The following is a 15124-nucleotide window of genomic DNA, read 5'->3' as shown; positions in this document are numbered from 1 at the left end:
ATACCTAGGAGGGACGCTGTGTCTGAGGAAACCGATGTCGTCATCGTCGGCGGTGGGGTCGCGGGCCTGATCACCGCCCGCGAGCTCGGCCGCAAGGGATTGCGGGTGACGGTGCTGGAGGCGCGGGACCGGCTCGGGGGCCGGGTGTGGACCGATCACCGGTTGGGCCGGGACCTGGAGATCGGCGGGACGTGGCTGCACTGGGTCCAGCCGCACGCGTGGGCCGAGGTGACCCGCTACGGCTTGGAGGTCACCCGCGGACCGCGCCCGGAGGAGGCGTACTGGCTGGCCGGCGACGAGGTCCGCACCGGGACGCTGGACGGGTTCATGGAGCTCATCGACCCGGGCATGCGCCGCCTGCTAGAGGGCACGATGGAGTGGATTCCGCGCCCGGACAAGCCGTTGTCCAATCCCGAGTTGTCTTCAGTGGACGGATTCAGCGTGCAGGACAAGCTCGACGAGCTCGACCTGCCGGTCGAGGAGTACCGCGCGAACGAGGCCGCTTGGGTCGGGCACTTCAACGCCCCGCTGGAGGACGGGGCGTTCGCCAGCGCGCTGCGCTGGACCTCCGCCACCGCCGGTTCCTGGCACCTGATGCACGAGGCGTCGGCGGTCTTCCGGCTCGCTTCGGGTACGCGGTCGCTGGTCAGGGCGATCGTGGCCGACACCGACGCCGACATCCGCACCTCCACGGAGGCGGCCAGGGTCGAGCATGACACCGACGGCGCCGTTGTCACCACCACGGCCGGTGACCAGATCCACACGAAGCGGGTAGTGCTGACGCTGCCGCAGAACCTCCTCGGCGACCTGGACGTCTCGCCCGGGCTGTGCTCGGAGAAGCGGGCCGCGACCAAGGAGGGCACCGCCTCGAAGGGAGTGAAGGTCTGGATCCGGGTGCGTGGCCCGATCAAGCCCTTCTTCGCCTACTCCTCTGCCTCGCATCCGTTGTCGGTGGTGCGCACCGAGTTCCTCGGCGACGATGACGCGGTGCTGGTGTCCTTCGGCGCCGATTCCCGCCGGATCTCCTCGAACGACCGCGACGCCGTGGCCGAGGCGCTGCGGGTGTGGCGCGACGACCTGGAGGTCCTGGAGGTCACCGGGCACGACTGGATGGCCGACCCCTACTCGCGCGAGACCTGGCTGATGCAGCAGCCCCACCAGCTCACCCGCTACTTCGCCGCGCAGCAGCGGGCCGAAGGCGTCCTGCACTTCGCCGGCAGCGACTACGCCAACGTCTGGGCGGGCTTCATCGACGGCGCCATCGAGAGCGGCCACCGCGTGGCCCGCGAGATCACCACCGACCTGACCTGACACCAACGACAGTCGGCATCTGACTGGGAGGGAACGCGATCATGACACTGTCGACCCCGACGATCGAGCCCCGCTACTTCCGCGACGTCATCGGTCACCTGCCCACCGGCGTCACGGTCGTGGCCGGCCGCGAACCCGCCACCGGTGCCCCCGCCGGCCTGGTGGTGGGCACCTTCCAATCGCTGTCGCTGGAACCGCCGCTGGTCACCTTCAGCGTTGCCACCACTTCCAGCAGCTGGCCCAAGATTCGCCCCGCCACCCACTTCAGCGCCAGCGTGCTGGCCGATGACCAGTCCCACGTCTGCCAGGCCCTCTCGAGCAAACAATCCGACAAGTTCGCCGGACTCGACTGGTCTGAATCGGCCGAGGGTAGCCCGCAGATCACCGGTGCCCACGCCTGGATCGACTGCAAGACAGTCCACGAACTCGAAGGCGGCGACCACGTCATCGTCATCGCTGAAGTCCTCCGCCTGCATGCGGGCACGGGGCAACCGCTGATCTTCCACCGCGGCCGCCTCGGCGCGTACCGCCAAGCCGCCTGAGCCCCCACGAGATCACCTCGAACAGGAGCACACTCCGCATGACCACGCTCAACACCGAAATCTCCGAAACGACAGAGGAGGAGCTCGACCGCTGCCTGCAGGCCGCTGCCGATGCGGCGGAGAGCTGGGGCGACCTCGCACCGAAGGAGCGGGCCGCCGCACTCGAGACCGTTGCCGACGCGCTCGATGACGAAACCTCCGCGCTCGTCGAGCAGGCCGCTGCGGAGACGGGGCTGTCCGAAGGTCGACTCACCGGTGAGGTGAAGCGAACCACCGTGCAGCTGCGCATGTTCGCCGACCTGCTCCGCGATGGCTCCTACCTGCGCATCGTCATCGACCGGCAGGACCCGGACTTCGTCCTGGGCGCCCGGCCGGACCTGCGGCGCTGGCTGACGCCCACCGGGCCGGTGGTGGTCTACGCCGCCAGCAACTTCCCGTTCGCCTTCTCCGTCGCCGGCGGCGACACCGCCTCCGCGCTGGCAGCAGGATGCCCGGTGGTCCTCAAAACCCACCCCGGACACCCCGAAACCTCCCGCAGAACGGTCGAGATCGTGCGGTCTGCGCTGACCCGCGCAGGCGCACCGGAAGGGACCTTCGCAGCCATCGCGGGACGGCAGGCCGGCATCCGCGCATTGCAAGATCCGCGGATCACGGCCGGAGCGTTCACCGGCTCGGTCTCCGGGGGCCGGGCGCTGTTCGACATCGCCGCCGCGCGGCCGAACCCGATCCCGTTCTTCGGCGAGCTCGGAAGCATCAACCCCGCCGTCGTTACCAGCGAGGCCGATCATGAGCGGGAAGAGGACGTCGCCGCCGGTTTCGTCGGTTCGTTCACCCTCGGGGCAGGGCAGTTCTGCACCAAGCCCGGTGTCCTGCTGCTGCCTGGCGGCTCCGAACTGCCCAAGCAGATCGCTGAACTCGCCGGCGAGGTCTCTGCCGCTCGCATGCTCACCGCGAAGATCGCCGACGGGTATCGGGAGCGCATCGCGGAGGTCTCGGAGCTTCCCGGCGTCGAGGTCATCACCACCGGCACCGAGCACGCCGCCGACGGTGATGTCCCCGCTTTCACCCCCACCGTGCTGCACGCCGGTTCGGTCGCGAACCTCCTCGAACACCGGGCAGCACTGCTCGAGGAGACCTTCGGGCCGGCCGCGGTGATCGCGGAGTACGAGTCCGAGGGCGACCTGCACCGGGCCTTGTCGGCCGTCGAGGGCTCCTTGACCGTCACCCTCCAGACTTCCGGAGAACCCGGTCCCGCCGAACAGGACCGGTTGGCAAACCTCGTCGCCCTCGCAGGCAAGCGCGCGGGACGGGTCATCTTCAACCAGTGGCCGACCGGGGTGGCCGTCACGCCGGCCCAGCAGCACGGTGGCCCGTACCCGGCCACGACCGCGGTGTCGCACACCTCCGTCGGAACGGCGGCGATCGATCGCTTCCTGCGGCCGGTCAGCTACCAGAACTGCCCGGAAGCGCTGCTTCCGGCCGCACTGCGCGACGCGAACCCGCTCGGGCTGCCGCGCACGGTGAACGAAGCGGGGGAGGCACCCGGAACGTCGCCGAAACACGACTGAGCGATGCCCAGCGGCGATCCCGCCGGAATGCGCGGGACGAAATGCCCGGAGGGTGACGGGAGGGGTGGTGCGTCTGGGATCGACTATCTCCTCGCCGAGGGAGTTGGCCGTGTCGAATTTCGTACATCACGTAGTCCCGAGGCCAGCGACGCGCCGAGGAACACCGAGGAATAGCCCGTCTGCCGTACCCGCGTCGAGGTTCGGCGCGTCGAACAGGCCGCTGCGTGCATCATCGTTCCAGTGGCGACGCCGCTACGCGATTCGTGCTAGTCCCTCCGAACGGGAACCCATCCAGGATCTTGCTCGGTTCGTCGTGCTGTTCGGCGACCACGAGAATCGACGACTCCAGGTGGGTCGCAGGGGGCTTTTCCGCGATACGCACAGACGCGGGCTCTGATTCGTGTGGCAGGCTAGTTCGGGCCAGCCCGCGCCCCTTCCTCGAGAAGTCAGGTCCTGAGTCCTGCGAGGAGTGCTCGTCGGCTGGCTCGTACGTGTTCTCGCATGACTTGCTCGGCGCTGTCGCCGTCCTTGGCCATGATCAGCTCGACGACGTTGTGATGTTCGCGGTCTGATTGGCTGGGGCGGCCGGGTTGGCTCAGTGAGGTGGTGACGAGGCGGGAATAGGCCAGCTGGTTCATCAGGGTGCGGTAGTGGCCTTCGAGTTTTCGGTTGTCGGCGCCCACGATGATGAGTTCGTGGAATTCTTCGACGAGCTCGGCGTAGCGTTTCCGGTCGTCTGCCGCGACGGCGATGTCGGCCTGCTTGAGGTTCTCTTCCAGCTGGTCCAGCTCGGGCACGCGTCCGCGTTGAGCGAGCAGCCTGGCGGCAGCGCCTTCGAGGAGCTCCTTCATCTCGAACAGTTCGGTGATCTCGCGCCGTGAAGGGGCGGTCACGAAGGTGCCCACTCTGGGCCGGATCTCGACGAGGCCCTCGGTCTGGAGCTGCTTGAACGTTTCGCGCACGGGAGTCCGGCTGACGTCGAACTCCTCCGCGAGCGCCAGCTCGGACAAGCTCATCCCAGGCTGCACCTCGCCGTCGATGATCCGGCGTCGAATCTCGGCGATCAGCCGGGCCTGGATCGAGCCTGTGCTCGCACCGTCGTTCCCGCCCACTGCACGTCTCCTCTTCAAGCCTGCCGACTCGGACCGAAGCCCCGGGGTCATGCGAGGGGGTCGAGCGCACTTCCGTCGAAGAACTTACCCGCGCTGTAGACCATCGGAGGGAAGTCCGTGACGGTGGCGTGCTCCACGCGACAGATGAACACGGTGTGCGTGCTGGCTCGCAGGCGCTCGCGGATCTCCACCTCCATCTGTGCAGCGCTGCGCTCGATCAGAGGGCTGCCGTGGGGGCCGGGGCTCCAGTCCAGGCCGGCGAACTTGTCGGCGGATTTGGTGGCGAAGGTCTTCACCACGTCGAGCTGCGCCGTGGAGAGGATGTTGATCGCGAGGTGGTCGGTCCGGAACAGGCAGTCGTGCGTGGAGGACGTGTGTTGGACGGCGACCATGACCGTCGGCGGCTCGAGCGAGATGCTGGAGAAGGCGTTCACCGCGAGTCCGCGGGGCGTGTCGTCATCGAGCGCGGTGACGACGGTGACGCCGCTGACGAACTGGCGGTTGACCTGCTTCATCAGGTCCAGGTCGGGAATGGTCATCGCGGTGGTCCTCGTGCTGATGGTCATGGTGCTCACCCGTCCTGGCCGACGGAGATGATGCCGAGCGCGGTCAGCAGGGCGCGCGGATCCCAGGTCACGGACTCCTCGACGATCAGCTCGCCGTCGAAGCGGGCGAAGTTGACTCCGTTGGCCGCGACAGAACGGCGGGTTGCCGGCACGTCGAGAAACGGGTGTGCGTGCGTACCGGTGCTGTGCCAGCGGATGGCGACGCGGTCGTCCTCGGCGACGATCTCGTCGATGACGGTCCTCAGGTCTGGGAACGCGGATCGGGTCGACAAGATGGAGGCCTTGAACTGGTCGAGGCTGCGCACCGCCCCGGCACTCTCGAGCCGACGGTAGTCGGGGCTGAGCAGATCGTCGAGAAAGTTGACGTCGCCACGGTCCCATGCGGCTTCCCAGGCGCGCTGGATCCGTTCCCGTCGCGCGTCGGAGTCGGACATGCGATGTCTCCTTTCAGTCAGGCGATTGCGTCGGTGCGGGCGAGGCCGTGCTCGTTCTTCGGAGGCTCGACGTCGTCGTGGCCCGTGGCATGGCAGGGCAAGGGGTCGTCGGGTACTCGGACACCGCCTTCTAGACCACGCCTGTGGCATGCAAGAGAACGTAGGCCGGGCGACGCTTGTATGTCAACGGATTGGCTGATGATGGGCCGGCTAAAGACCCAACGGCCTCATGGCTGAACACCTGTGGCGGGCGATCTAGCTGGTATTTTAGTGCAAAATGGGCCGCTCAATCTGCCTCCAGGCGACTCCGTGGGCGTCTGGTGACGCTTCCTCTTATTGACCACTGGGCTGACCGAAGCTACCTTCTGTGGCATGCAAGAGGCATTGAAGGTCGACGAACTCGATCTACGCAAGGTGGTCGTCTACCGGGAGGAGGTCCTCACAGAAGCCGGCGAGCGGCCGGCGGCCCCTGCTGCTCAGGCAAGCGTCGCGGCGGTGCTGCGGAATCCGTGGCTGGGTACGTGCCCGTCGCGAGACCTCTCGCCCGAGGTGCTCCGCGTTGCACCGGGCCTGGCGCGAGTCCTTACAGGCCACCTGATCGAGACCCTCGGCAGCGTCGATGCCATCGAGGCCTTCGGGAAGGCCGCGGTGGTGGGCAATGCCGGCGAGATCGAACACGGGGGTGCATTGATCCACACCCCGTACTTCGGCAATTTGATGCGCGAGTTCCTCGACGGCGAGTCGATCATCTGCTTCGCCGACGCCCGCGCGGAGGCGGGCACGACGTTGGTCGTTCCGCTGTGGCACAAGACCCACGCGGCGACCAGGAGCCACTACCAGACCGTGACCGCTCGCATCCCTGATGCGCCGCGGTCCGACGAGCTGGTCATCATCGCCGCTGCCTCGACCGGGCCCCGCCCGCATCCTCGAATCGGGGATCGCACCACCGACCCCGCCGTCACCGCACAGAAGCTGGAGAGTTCCCTGTCATGAACCTGCGCAAGATCGTCACCGTGGTCGAGGAGACCCAGGCGGAGGGTGGCCGTCCGGTCGAGCCCGCGGCCCGCGTGGCTGTCGTGGCCGCCATCATCGAGAACCCGTGGAACGGCCAGGGCTTCGTCGAGGACCTCGCGCCCGGTATCGATGCGAACGCCTCGGACCTGGGAGCCCTGCTGGCACCCCGCGTGCTGGACGCGCTGGGAGAACCGGCTGAAGCCTATGGCAAGGCGGCCATCGTGGGGTTGGACGGCGAGGTCGAGCACGGCTCGGCGCTGATCCACACGCTGAAGTTCGGCGACCACTTCCGCAAGGCGGCCGACGCCACGACCCTGCTGCCCGCGGTGGAGAAGCGGGCCCCCGCCGGGGTCGTCTTCGACATTCCGCTCAAGCACATCACCGACGCGACGATCCGCTCGCACCACCAGACCATCGAGGTTCGCATCGCCGATGCACCGCATGCCGATGAGATCGTCGTGGCGCTCGCCGCTGCCTCGCAGGGGCGCCCGCAGCAGCGTCTCGCCTCGCTGAAGACCGAGCAGTAGTCACCCATGGCGGCGCCGACACTCGTCCTCCTGCACGGGGTGGGGCTCGACCACACCGTGTGGGAGCCCGTCGCCGGGCTGCTCCGGGCCGACTTCCGGATCGTCGCGCCTGACCTTCCAGGTCACGGCACTCGGCCGCCGGCGCTGGCCGGCACGACCCTAGCTGGTCTGGCAGACGGGGTCGCCGAGGAGATCCCGCCCGGCTCGCACCTGGTGGGCTTCTCTCTCGGTGCGCTCGTGGCGCAGCACCTGGCGGTGCATCGCCCTGAGCTGGTTGCCACCTTGACCTCGGTCAGCTCCGTCTGTCAGCGCACCGAGGCGGAGCGCGCAGCGGTGCTGCGCCGTTTGGACTCCGCCACGCAGGATCTCGCGGCCAGCACAGAGGCCTCCCTGCACCGCTGGTACGACGGCACCGACGTATCGCAGGAGTGGGTCCATGCGACCGAGGCAATCCTGTTGGCCAACGATCCGGACAGCTTCGTGCACTGCTACCGGGTGTTCGCGACCGGAGACGCTGAGATCGCTGCGCACCTGCCCGAGATCCGCGTTCCGTCGCTGGCGGTGACCGGTGAGCTCGATCCGGGCTCCACGCCGGAGATGACCCACCGTCTCGTGCGGGCGATCCCGGACTGCACCGCGGAGGTGATCCCGGGCGCCCGGCACATGCTTCCTATCCAGAAACCCCGCGAACTCGTCACCAGCGTGTCCGACTTCCTCAGAAGGTATGCCCATGTCTGAGATCCGACGGCTCCACCACTTCATCGGCGGTGAGCCGACACCACCGCACTCGGGGGAGTACTTCACCAGCACCAACCCCGCCACCGGCGAGACCGTGTACGAAGCGGCGCGTGGCGACGCCCGCGATGTCGAGGCCGCCGTCCGATCCGCGCGCGCGGCGTTCGAGGGACCTCGGTGGCAGGCGCTCAGCCAGACCCGCCGCGGCCACTTGCTGCGCCGGCTCGGCGATCTGATCGGCGAGAACGCTGAGGAACTGGCCCGCTCTGAGAGCCTCGACAACGGAAAACTGTTGCGGGAGATGCGAGGTCAGCTCGCGACGCTGCCCGAGTACTACTACTATTACGCCGGTCTCGCGGACAAGGTCCAGGGTGACGTCATCCCCACGTCCGATCGTCGCGTCATCAACTACACGATGCGTGAACCGCTGGGCGTGATCGGCGCCATCACACCGTGGAACTCCCCGCTCACGCTCACCAGCAGCAAGCTCGCCCCGGCGTTGTGCGTCGGGAACACGGCCGTGATCAAGCCGTCCGAGTACACCTCGGCCACGGTCCTGCGCCTGGCCGAACTCGCCCTGGAGGCCGGATTCCCACCGGGGGCGGTCAACGTCGTCACCGGGTACGGCGCGGAGGCAGGACAACCCCTCGTCGACCACCCTGGGCTGGCGAAGATCTCCTTCACCGGCAGCACCGCTACCGGTTCGCGGATCGCGGCCGCCACGGCAGGTCGGTTCGTCGGATCCACGCTCGAACTGGGCGGCAAGTCGCCGAACATCGTGTTCGACGACGCCAACGTTGCGAACGCCGCCACCGGGGTGGTAGCCGGGATCTTCGCGGCCGCCGGTCAGACCTGCATCGCGGGTAGCCGTGTGTTCGCTCACCGGGCGGTCTACGACGAATTGCTCGAGCGGGTGGCCGAACGTGCCCGCAGCATCCGAATGGGCGACCCGCTGGCCGACGACACCGAACTCGGCCCCCTCGCGTTCGAGGACCAGCGGGACAAGGTCGCGTCCTATGTCGAGCTCGGCCGCAGCGAAGGCGCGCGGGTGCTCACCGGTGGTCAGTCCAGCGATGGTGGCATGGGCGGCTTCTTCTACGAGCCGACCGTCCTGGTCGACGTCGACAACGGGATGCGGGTCGTGCGCGAGGAGATCTTCGGCCCAGTCGCGGCGATCATGCCCTTCGACACCGAGGACGAGGTCGTCGCGCTGGCCAACGACACGGATTACGGCCTCGCCGCGGGCGTGTGGACCACGAATCTCGCCCGCGCACACCGGATGGCCGACCGGCTCGACGCCGGCACCGTCTGGGTCAACACCTACCGGGCCATGTCGCCTATGTCGCCCCGCCAGGGCTTCAAGAGCAGCGGCGTCGGGGTCGAGCACGGCGCTGAGACCATCAAGGAATACACCAGGCTCAAGAGCGTCTGGATCAACACCGACGAGGGTCCCGTTCCGGACCCGTTCGTGATGCGGAGCTGAGATGCCGCTCGTCGAAGTGACTCTTGCACACGGACGTTCGGATGAGCAGATCCGCTCGATGATGACCGCTGTGCACGAGGCGGTGCTCGCCACCGTCGGCACGCGCCCCGAACACATCCGCGTCATCGTGCGTGAGGTTCCCAGAACGCACTGGGCCACGGGGGATCGCACCATCGCGGAGATGTTTGAAACACCACCGGAGGATTAACAATGAGGTTTTCCCTCTTCGTCCACATGGAACGCTGGGACGAGCAGACCACCCACCGCGAACAGTTCGAAAACCTCGCCGAGCTGGCGCTCATGGCCGAGGCCGGCGGATTCGGCACAGTTTGGGTCGGCGAACACCACGCCATGGAATACACGATCTCGCCGAACCCCTACCCGGTGCTCTCCTATCTCGCGGCCAAGACCAGCAGTATCCGCCTCGGAGCGGGAACGCTGATCGCTCCCTTCTGGAACCCCATTCGCGCGGCGGGGGAGTCCGCGCTCCTCGACGTCATCAGCAATGGACGGGCGGAGGTCGGGCTGGCACGCGGTGCTTACCAGGTCGAGTTCGACCGCATGGTACCCGGCACCAAAGCCACCGACGGCGCAACCCACCTCCGAGAACTCGTCCCCGCGGTGCGAGCGCTGTGGCAGGGCGACTACGCCCACGACGGCGAGATCTGGCAGTTCCCCACCGCGACCAGTGTTCCGAAGCCGGTCCAGCAGCCGACGCCGCCGATGTGGATCGCGGCGCGCGACCCCGCATCGCATGACTTCGCGGTGGAGCAGGGATGCAACGTGATGGTCACCCCACTGATGAAGGGCTACGAGGAGGTCGCCGCCCTCAAGGAGAAGTTCGACACCGCCGTCGCCAACCACCCGGAAGTGGCCACACCGGAGATCATGGTGTTGCGCCACACCTACGTGCACTCGCCGGATGAGCCCGAGGGTTGGCGCCCCGCTGCTGAGGCGCTCTCGAAGTTCTACCGCACCTTCGACGCGTGGTTCGGTAACAAGACCGCGCCCACCAACGGTTTCCTCGAGCCTAGTCCGAAGTCGAAATTCGCCGACCGCCCTGAGTTCGAGCCGGAATCGCTGCACCGCACCGCGATGATCGGCACTCCTGCGGAGGTCATCACCAGGCTCAAGGAGTACGAGGCGCTCGGCATTGACGAGTTCAGCTTCTGGACCGACAACGGCATGTCCCACGAGGACAAGCGCGCTTCCCTGAAGCGCTTCATCGACGAAGTGGTGCCATCGTTCCAATAACGCGAGCCGCTACCGCGTCCACGCATCGCCCGACAACCGTCAGGCGATGCGCGAGTTCGCCCAGCGGGTGAGCCTCACAGCAATCTGAATGGATCCTCTGATGACGTCGTTTCTCACTGATCGCAGCGTTGCCCGTGTTCAGGCGGCATTGTCGGCGATCGCCGAAAGACGCCCGGTCGTCGTGGTCGATGACTTCGACCGCGAGAACGAGGGCGACCTCATCTTCGCTGCCGAGCACGCGACTCCGGAGCTCCTGGCGTTCATGGTGCGGCACACATCGGGGTTCATCTGCGTGGCCCTGACCGGCTCGGACTGCGCACGGCTGCACCTGCCACCCATGCACCACGACAACGACGATCCGTATCGAACGGCCTATCGCGTCGCTGTCGATCTCTGCGACAACGGCACCGGAATATCCGCCAGGGCTCGCGCTGCGACGATCGCGAGCCTGGCGGATCCGGCGATGGCCGCGGACGATTTCCAGCGACCAGGACACGTCGTTCCGCTGTGCGCCCAGGACGATGGCGTGCTCGCCCGTCGAGGACATACCGAAGCCGCAGTCGACCTCGCGCGCATGGCCGGCCTGCATCCGGCAGGTGCGCTCTGCGAGATCGTCTCCACCGAACAGATCCGCGCCATGGCGCGCGGCCCGGAACTGGAGCGCTTCGCTGCAGAGCATGACCTCGTCGTGCTGTCCATCGATGATCTCGTCCGCTACCGGCAGAGCACGGAACCGCTCGTGCAACGAGTGGTGTCGACCTCGCTTCCCACCGAGCACGGACCATTTCACGTTGTTGGCTATTCGGGGCGAGATCACGCCGAGCACCTGGCGCTCATTGCGGGCGACGAGCACCGCGTTAGCACGACCACTCCGGTGCACGTTCACCACGAATGCCTCGAAGGCGACATCCTGCGTAGCCAGGCGTGCGGGTGCGGTCGTGAGCTCAACGAGGCGATGCGCCGATTCGCCTCACAGGGCGAAGGCGTAGTGGTGTACCTGCGCGGCGAGGCCCGCTCGTGCGGCTCGCGCACCAACGATCTGTCCCCCGTAGCGGACTGGATCCTGGCCGACGTCCAGACGCAAGGTCAGATCGCGACAGTGGACGACGAGTGGCAGGACGTATCTCGCCAATGCGACGTGGCACGCCCAGGTGCCGTGTGAGGCAGGCGTGTCGCTCCGCTGATGGTCGAGCCCGCATCTCGTTCGGGATGCGGGCTTTGCCTTGTCTGGCCCACAGCTGGGGCTGGACGCCGCGTGGGGCGCGCAAAGGTGAGTTGAGACCCGAAAGCCTTGCGACTGGCTGCGTCGCAAGGCTTCCGGTGTCCTCGCTTATGCGCCGGAGACGAACTCGGACATGCGGGAAACGCCCGTGGTGAGCTCGTCGAGTCCGAGTGCGTACGACAGGCGGAGATACCCTGGAGTCCCGAAGGCCTCTCCCGGGACGACTGCCACCCCTGCCTTGTCCAGCAGTAGTTCGGCGAGCTCGACCGTCGTGCTCGGACGGACACCCCCGAAGTCCCTGCCCAGGAGGGACTGCACTGAAGGATAGGCGTAGAAGGCCCCCTCCGGCTCGGGGCACACGACGCCGTCGATCTCATTCAGCATGCGCACGATGGTCTGTCGGCGGGTATCGAAGGCCGACTTCATCTCAGCAACCGCGGACAGGTCGCCGGATACCGCGGTCAGTGCTGCGGCCTGCGCCACGTTGGACACGTTGGACGTGGTGTGCGACTGCAAGTTCGACGCCGCCTTGACGACATCGGTGGGCCCGACCATCCATCCCACGCGCCAGCCCGTCATGGCAAAGGTCTTCGCCACTCCGTTGATGACGATGCACCGATGGGCGATCTCCGGGACGACCACCGGCAGCGAGTGGAACTCGGCCGATCCGTAGACGAGGTGCTCGTAGATCTCGTCTGTCACGACCCAGAGCCCGTGGTCGGCGGCCCAGCGCCCGATAGTCTCGACTTCTTCACGGGTATAGACCGAGCCCGTGGGGTTGTTCGGAGAGACGAACAACAAGACCTTCGTGCGTTCCGTTCGGGCAGCCTCGATTTGTTCGACGGAAACGCGGTATCCGGTCGACTCGTCCGCGGTCACGTTGACCGGGACACCGCCGGCGAGTGCGATCGACTCCGGGTACGTCGTCCAATAGGGAGTCGGGACGATCACTTCGTCGCCGGGATCCAGGATAGCGGCAAACGCCTCGTAAATCGCTTGCTTCCCACCATTGGTGACGAGGACCTGAGACGGGTCTATCTGGAATCCCGAGTCCCGCTTGGTCTTTTCCGCGATCGCTTCGCGGAGCTCGGGAAGTCCAGCCGCGGGGGAGTAGCGGTGAAACCGCGGCTCGCGGCACGCTCGAACAGCGGCTTCGACGATGTAGTCGGGAGTGGGGAAATCCGGTTCGCCAGCGCCGAAAACCACAACCGACTCTCCGGCAGCTCGCATCGCCTTCGCCTTGGCATCCACCGCGAGAGTGACCGACTCGCCGATTGCGGAAATGCGTTGAGAGACCCGTGGAAAACGTGCTGGTCCGAGGTGTGGGCTCATGCGTCCAAAATAGTCGAATGGCGCCCGAAATTGCAGCTCCTGCGCCACGGGGTGCATCTCACATCGGCAGATCTCCGCTGCCGAGCCGCAACAATTATCGCGTAGCGAAGCATGTTGCTATCGGCGGGCGCGGCTCTGTCGGGCACAGCCTTGGAGCCGTGCCCGGCAGAGCCGCCTGGTAGTGAATCGAAATAGGTAGGTGCGGGAACTCGCCGGCATCGTGAGGGCGGGTCAGGTCCTCGGTTCAGCCGGGAGTGATGCGGGGATGGGGTCGTCGAGCTGCTCGCTGTCGCTGGAGCCGCCGGAGTTCGCCGACGCAGGCAGCGCCACTGTGCTGTCGGTGGCTGTGGGTGTCACACCGTCCCCGATCAGGGGAGTGTCATGTGGGACGAATTCAGTCCTGAGGTCTCTCCAGAAGCCGACGGCGACGCCGATGAGGATGAGCAGGAAGGGGGCGGAGCTGACGATCACCGTCTGCTGCAGGGATTCCAGGCCACCTGCGGCGAGCAGGGCGATGGCGGCGGCGCCGGTCACCAGGCCCCACAGCCCGAGGATCCACTGTGGAGGCTCTTCGGTGCCCCGGCTGGTGAGCATCCCGAGCACGAATGTGTTGGCGTCGGCGCCGGAGACGAAGAACAGCACGACGAGCACGATCGTGACGATCGAGGTCAGCGTGGACAGCGGGAGGGACTGGAGGGTGGCGAAGAACGCCGAGTTCTCATCGGCCGCGGCCGCCACCGCGATGCGGGTGCTGCCCGCGAGGTCGCTGTGGATCGCGGTGCCGCCGAAGGCGGTGAACCAGATGGAGAACACCGCGCTGGGCACGACCAGCACGCCGGTGACGAACTCGCGGATCGTGCGGCCGCGCGAGATGCGCGCCAGGAACACGCCCACGAACGCCGCCCACGACAACCACCAGGCGAGCATGAAGTAGGTCCAGGACTGCATGAAGTCCAGATCGCCGCTGGCCGGGGTGATCAGGCTCGCCGACACCAGCTCGCTGACGTAGCGGCCGATGGTCTGCACGTAGAGGTCCACCAGGTACAGGGTGGGGCCGACGACGAGCACGAACACGAACAGCAGCGCGCCCAGACCCATGCTCGTCTCGGACAGGAACCGGATGCCGCGCGCCACTCCGGTCAGGGCCGAGGCGGTGAACAGCAGGGTGATGACCCCGATGATCGCGAACTGCACGGGCGGCGAGTCGGGGATGCCGAACAGCGCGGTGAACCCGCCGTTGATCTGCAGGGCGCCGAGCCCGAGGGAGGTGGTGGTGCCGAACAGCGTTGCCAAGACCGCGAACACGTCGATCGCGCCCCCCACCGGCCCTTCGGTGCGCTTGCCGAGCAGCGGCCGGAACAGGGCGCTGACCAGCCCGGGGCGTCCGCGGCGGAACATCGACCAGGACATGGCCAGTCCGACGACGGCGAAGATGCCCCAGGCGTGCAGGCCCCAGTCGAAGAACGAGAACTGCATCGCCGTCACCGCGGCGGCCGGCGTCATCGGTGCGGCCATGCCGTGCGGTGGTTCGGCGAGGTGGGTGATCGGCTCGGCGACTCCGTAGGAGATCAAGCCGATGCCCATCACCGCGGACAGGATCATCGCGTACCAGGTGATTCTGCGGAAGGCGGGGCGTTCGTCGTCGCGGCCGAGCCGCAGGCGGCCGTAGCGGCTGCAGGCGAGGAACACCAGGAAGATCAGGAACCCGAGCGAGACCAGCAGGTACGCCCAGCCGAAGCTGCGGGTGATGCCGTCGAGCGCGGCCGAGCCCACCCGGGACAGAGAGTCACCGGCGGCGGTGCCCCACACGGCGATCGCGACAGCCAGGGTGAGCGAGACGAGCAGGACGGGCCCGGGCCGCCGGTGTTCCGGCGACGCGGTGGGTGAATCAGACATCGTTGTCTCCGTGAACTGGCCTGAAAGAACAGTGGAAGTGCGTTGTGCCAGCAGGGTCAGGCAGGGGTGTTGGAAGGAACCGTTGCATGCAACAGCAGTGGCGGTCAATACCCAGATTTGCGCTCAAT

The 15124-nt window shown here is 67.1% G+C and carries 15 protein-coding genes; 10 read left to right on the top strand and 5 right to left on the bottom strand.

From position 1 onward, the window contains the following. Nucleotides 1-18 precede the first annotated feature (18 nt). From E1202_RS11800 to E1202_RS11790, 3 genes are read left to right on the top strand one after another with little or no spacing between them, the layout of a single operon-like run. Complete coding sequence (locus E1202_RS11800; RefSeq protein ID WP_132682925.1) at nucleotides 19-1311, top strand: flavin monoamine oxidase family protein; 1293 nt, start codon at nucleotides 19-21, stop codon at nucleotides 1309-1311. A 41-nt stretch (nucleotides 1312-1352) separates the two neighbouring features. Then, nucleotides 1353-1853, top strand: a complete 501-nt coding sequence (locus tag E1202_RS11795) for a flavin reductase family protein (RefSeq protein WP_132682923.1) — start codon at nucleotides 1353-1355, stop codon at nucleotides 1851-1853. A gap of 38 nt (nucleotides 1854-1891) precedes the next feature. Then, the gene (locus E1202_RS11790) at nucleotides 1892-3421 is read left to right on the top strand and encodes an aldehyde dehydrogenase (NADP(+)) (RefSeq protein ID WP_132682922.1); all 1530 of its coding nucleotides are present in this window, start codon (nucleotides 1892-1894) and stop codon (nucleotides 3419-3421) included. A 446-nt stretch (nucleotides 3422-3867) separates the two neighbouring features. Here the strand turns inward: E1202_RS11790 and E1202_RS11785 are convergent, their stop codons facing one another. Genes E1202_RS11785 through E1202_RS11775 form a run of 3 tightly spaced genes read right to left on the bottom strand, consistent with a single transcriptional unit; the run spans nucleotide 3868 to nucleotide 5533 of the window. Then, the gene (locus E1202_RS11785; protein WP_132682920.1) at nucleotides 3868-4533 is read right to left on the bottom strand and encodes a GntR family transcriptional regulator; all 666 of its coding nucleotides are present in this window, start codon (nucleotides 4531-4533) and stop codon (nucleotides 3868-3870) included. Between the two features lie 47 nt (nucleotides 4534-4580). Then, nucleotides 4581-5099, bottom strand: coding sequence for a flavin reductase family protein (locus tag E1202_RS11780; protein WP_235878083.1), 519 nt, complete (start codon nucleotides 5097-5099; stop codon nucleotides 4581-4583). Between the two features lie 5 nt (nucleotides 5100-5104). Continuing rightward, a complete protein-coding gene (locus tag E1202_RS11775; protein ID WP_132682918.1) occupies nucleotides 5105-5533 on the bottom strand; it encodes an ester cyclase in 429 nt (142 codons plus the stop codon). 372 nt (nucleotides 5534-5905) lie between these two features. Here E1202_RS11775 and E1202_RS11770 point away from each other — a divergent pair, with 372 nt between their 5' ends. The 7 genes from E1202_RS11770 (at nucleotide 5906) to ribB (ending at nucleotide 11708) form a co-directional block, all read left to right on the top strand. Further along, nucleotides 5906-6526: an amino acid synthesis family protein gene (locus E1202_RS11770; protein ID WP_132682917.1), complete on the top strand. Its 621-nt coding sequence runs from the start codon at nucleotides 5906-5908 to the stop codon at nucleotides 6524-6526. Continuing rightward, on the top strand, nucleotides 6523-7074 hold the full coding sequence (locus E1202_RS11765) for an amino acid synthesis family protein (RefSeq protein WP_132682915.1): 552 nt from the start codon (nucleotides 6523-6525) through the stop codon (nucleotides 7072-7074). Before E1202_RS11770 ends, E1202_RS11765 begins: the two co-directional genes overlap by 4 nt. Nucleotides 7075-7080: 6 nt before the next feature. Further along, entirely contained in the window at nucleotides 7081-7812 is a 732-nt protein-coding gene (locus E1202_RS11760; RefSeq protein ID WP_132682914.1) for an alpha/beta fold hydrolase, read from the top strand. Further along, nucleotides 7805-9292: an aldehyde dehydrogenase gene (locus E1202_RS11755; protein ID WP_132682912.1), complete on the top strand. Its 1488-nt coding sequence runs from the start codon at nucleotides 7805-7807 to the stop codon at nucleotides 9290-9292. Before E1202_RS11760 ends, E1202_RS11755 begins: the two co-directional genes overlap by 8 nt. Nucleotide 9293: 1 nt before the next feature. Further along, the gene (locus tag E1202_RS11750) at nucleotides 9294-9500 is read left to right on the top strand and encodes a tautomerase family protein (RefSeq protein WP_132682911.1); all 207 of its coding nucleotides are present in this window, start codon (nucleotides 9294-9296) and stop codon (nucleotides 9498-9500) included. A 2-nt stretch (nucleotides 9501-9502) separates the two neighbouring features. Beyond that, entirely contained in the window at nucleotides 9503-10546 is a 1044-nt protein-coding gene (locus tag E1202_RS11745; RefSeq protein ID WP_132682909.1) for an LLM class flavin-dependent oxidoreductase, read from the top strand. Nucleotides 10547-10646: 100 nt separating this feature from the next. Then, the gene (gene ribB, locus E1202_RS11740) at nucleotides 10647-11708 is read left to right on the top strand and encodes a 3,4-dihydroxy-2-butanone-4-phosphate synthase (protein ID WP_207918577.1); all 1062 of its coding nucleotides are present in this window, start codon (nucleotides 10647-10649) and stop codon (nucleotides 11706-11708) included. A gap of 168 nt (nucleotides 11709-11876) precedes the next feature. Here ribB and E1202_RS11735 read toward each other — a convergent pair whose 3' ends face one another. Both E1202_RS11735 and E1202_RS11730 read right to left on the bottom strand, forming a co-directional pair. Further along, the gene (locus tag E1202_RS11735) at nucleotides 11877-13100 is read right to left on the bottom strand and encodes a pyridoxal phosphate-dependent aminotransferase (RefSeq protein WP_132683011.1); all 1224 of its coding nucleotides are present in this window, start codon (nucleotides 13098-13100) and stop codon (nucleotides 11877-11879) included. A gap of 231 nt (nucleotides 13101-13331) precedes the next feature. Beyond that, nucleotides 13332-14996, bottom strand: coding sequence for a BCCT family transporter (locus tag E1202_RS11730; protein WP_132682906.1), 1665 nt, complete (start codon nucleotides 14994-14996; stop codon nucleotides 13332-13334). Nucleotides 14997-15124: the final 128 nt, after the last annotated feature.

The organism is Saccharopolyspora karakumensis, from assembly GCF_004349225.1.
In the GTDB taxonomy this organism is placed as follows: Bacteria; Actinomycetota; Actinomycetes; order Mycobacteriales; family Pseudonocardiaceae; genus Saccharopolyspora; species Saccharopolyspora endophytica.
This window is presented reverse-complemented; position numbering and strand designations above follow the sequence as displayed.

Coding starts and splice junctions, on each gene's coding strand:
- E1202_RS11795 (WP_132682923.1), top strand. CDS start 1,353: ATGACACTGTCGACCCCGACGATCGAGCCCCGCTACTTCCGCGACGTC.
- E1202_RS11790 (WP_132682922.1), top strand. CDS start 1,892: ATGACCACGCTCAACACCGAAATCTCCGAAACGACAGAGGAGGAGCTC.
- E1202_RS11780 (WP_235878083.1), bottom strand. CDS start 5,099: ATGACCATCAGCACGAGGACCACCGCGATGACCATTCCCGACCTGGAC.
- E1202_RS11775 (WP_132682918.1), bottom strand. CDS start 5,533: ATGTCCGACTCCGACGCGCGACGGGAACGGATCCAGCGCGCCTGGGAA.
- E1202_RS11770 (WP_132682917.1), top strand. CDS start 5,906: ATGCAAGAGGCATTGAAGGTCGACGAACTCGATCTACGCAAGGTGGTC.
- E1202_RS11765 (WP_132682915.1), top strand. CDS start 6,523: ATGAACCTGCGCAAGATCGTCACCGTGGTCGAGGAGACCCAGGCGGAG.
- E1202_RS11760 (WP_132682914.1), top strand. CDS start 7,081: ATGGCGGCGCCGACACTCGTCCTCCTGCACGGGGTGGGGCTCGACCAC.
- E1202_RS11755 (WP_132682912.1), top strand. CDS start 7,805: ATGTCTGAGATCCGACGGCTCCACCACTTCATCGGCGGTGAGCCGACA.
- E1202_RS11750 (WP_132682911.1), top strand. CDS start 9,294: ATGCCGCTCGTCGAAGTGACTCTTGCACACGGACGTTCGGATGAGCAG.
- E1202_RS11745 (WP_132682909.1), top strand. CDS start 9,503: ATGAGGTTTTCCCTCTTCGTCCACATGGAACGCTGGGACGAGCAGACC.
- ribB (WP_207918577.1), top strand. CDS start 10,647: ATGACGTCGTTTCTCACTGATCGCAGCGTTGCCCGTGTTCAGGCGGCA.
- E1202_RS11735 (WP_132683011.1), bottom strand. CDS start 13,100: ATGAGCCCACACCTCGGACCAGCACGTTTTCCACGGGTCTCTCAACGC.
- E1202_RS11730 (WP_132682906.1), bottom strand. CDS start 14,996: ATGTCTGATTCACCCACCGCGTCGCCGGAACACCGGCGGCCCGGGCCC.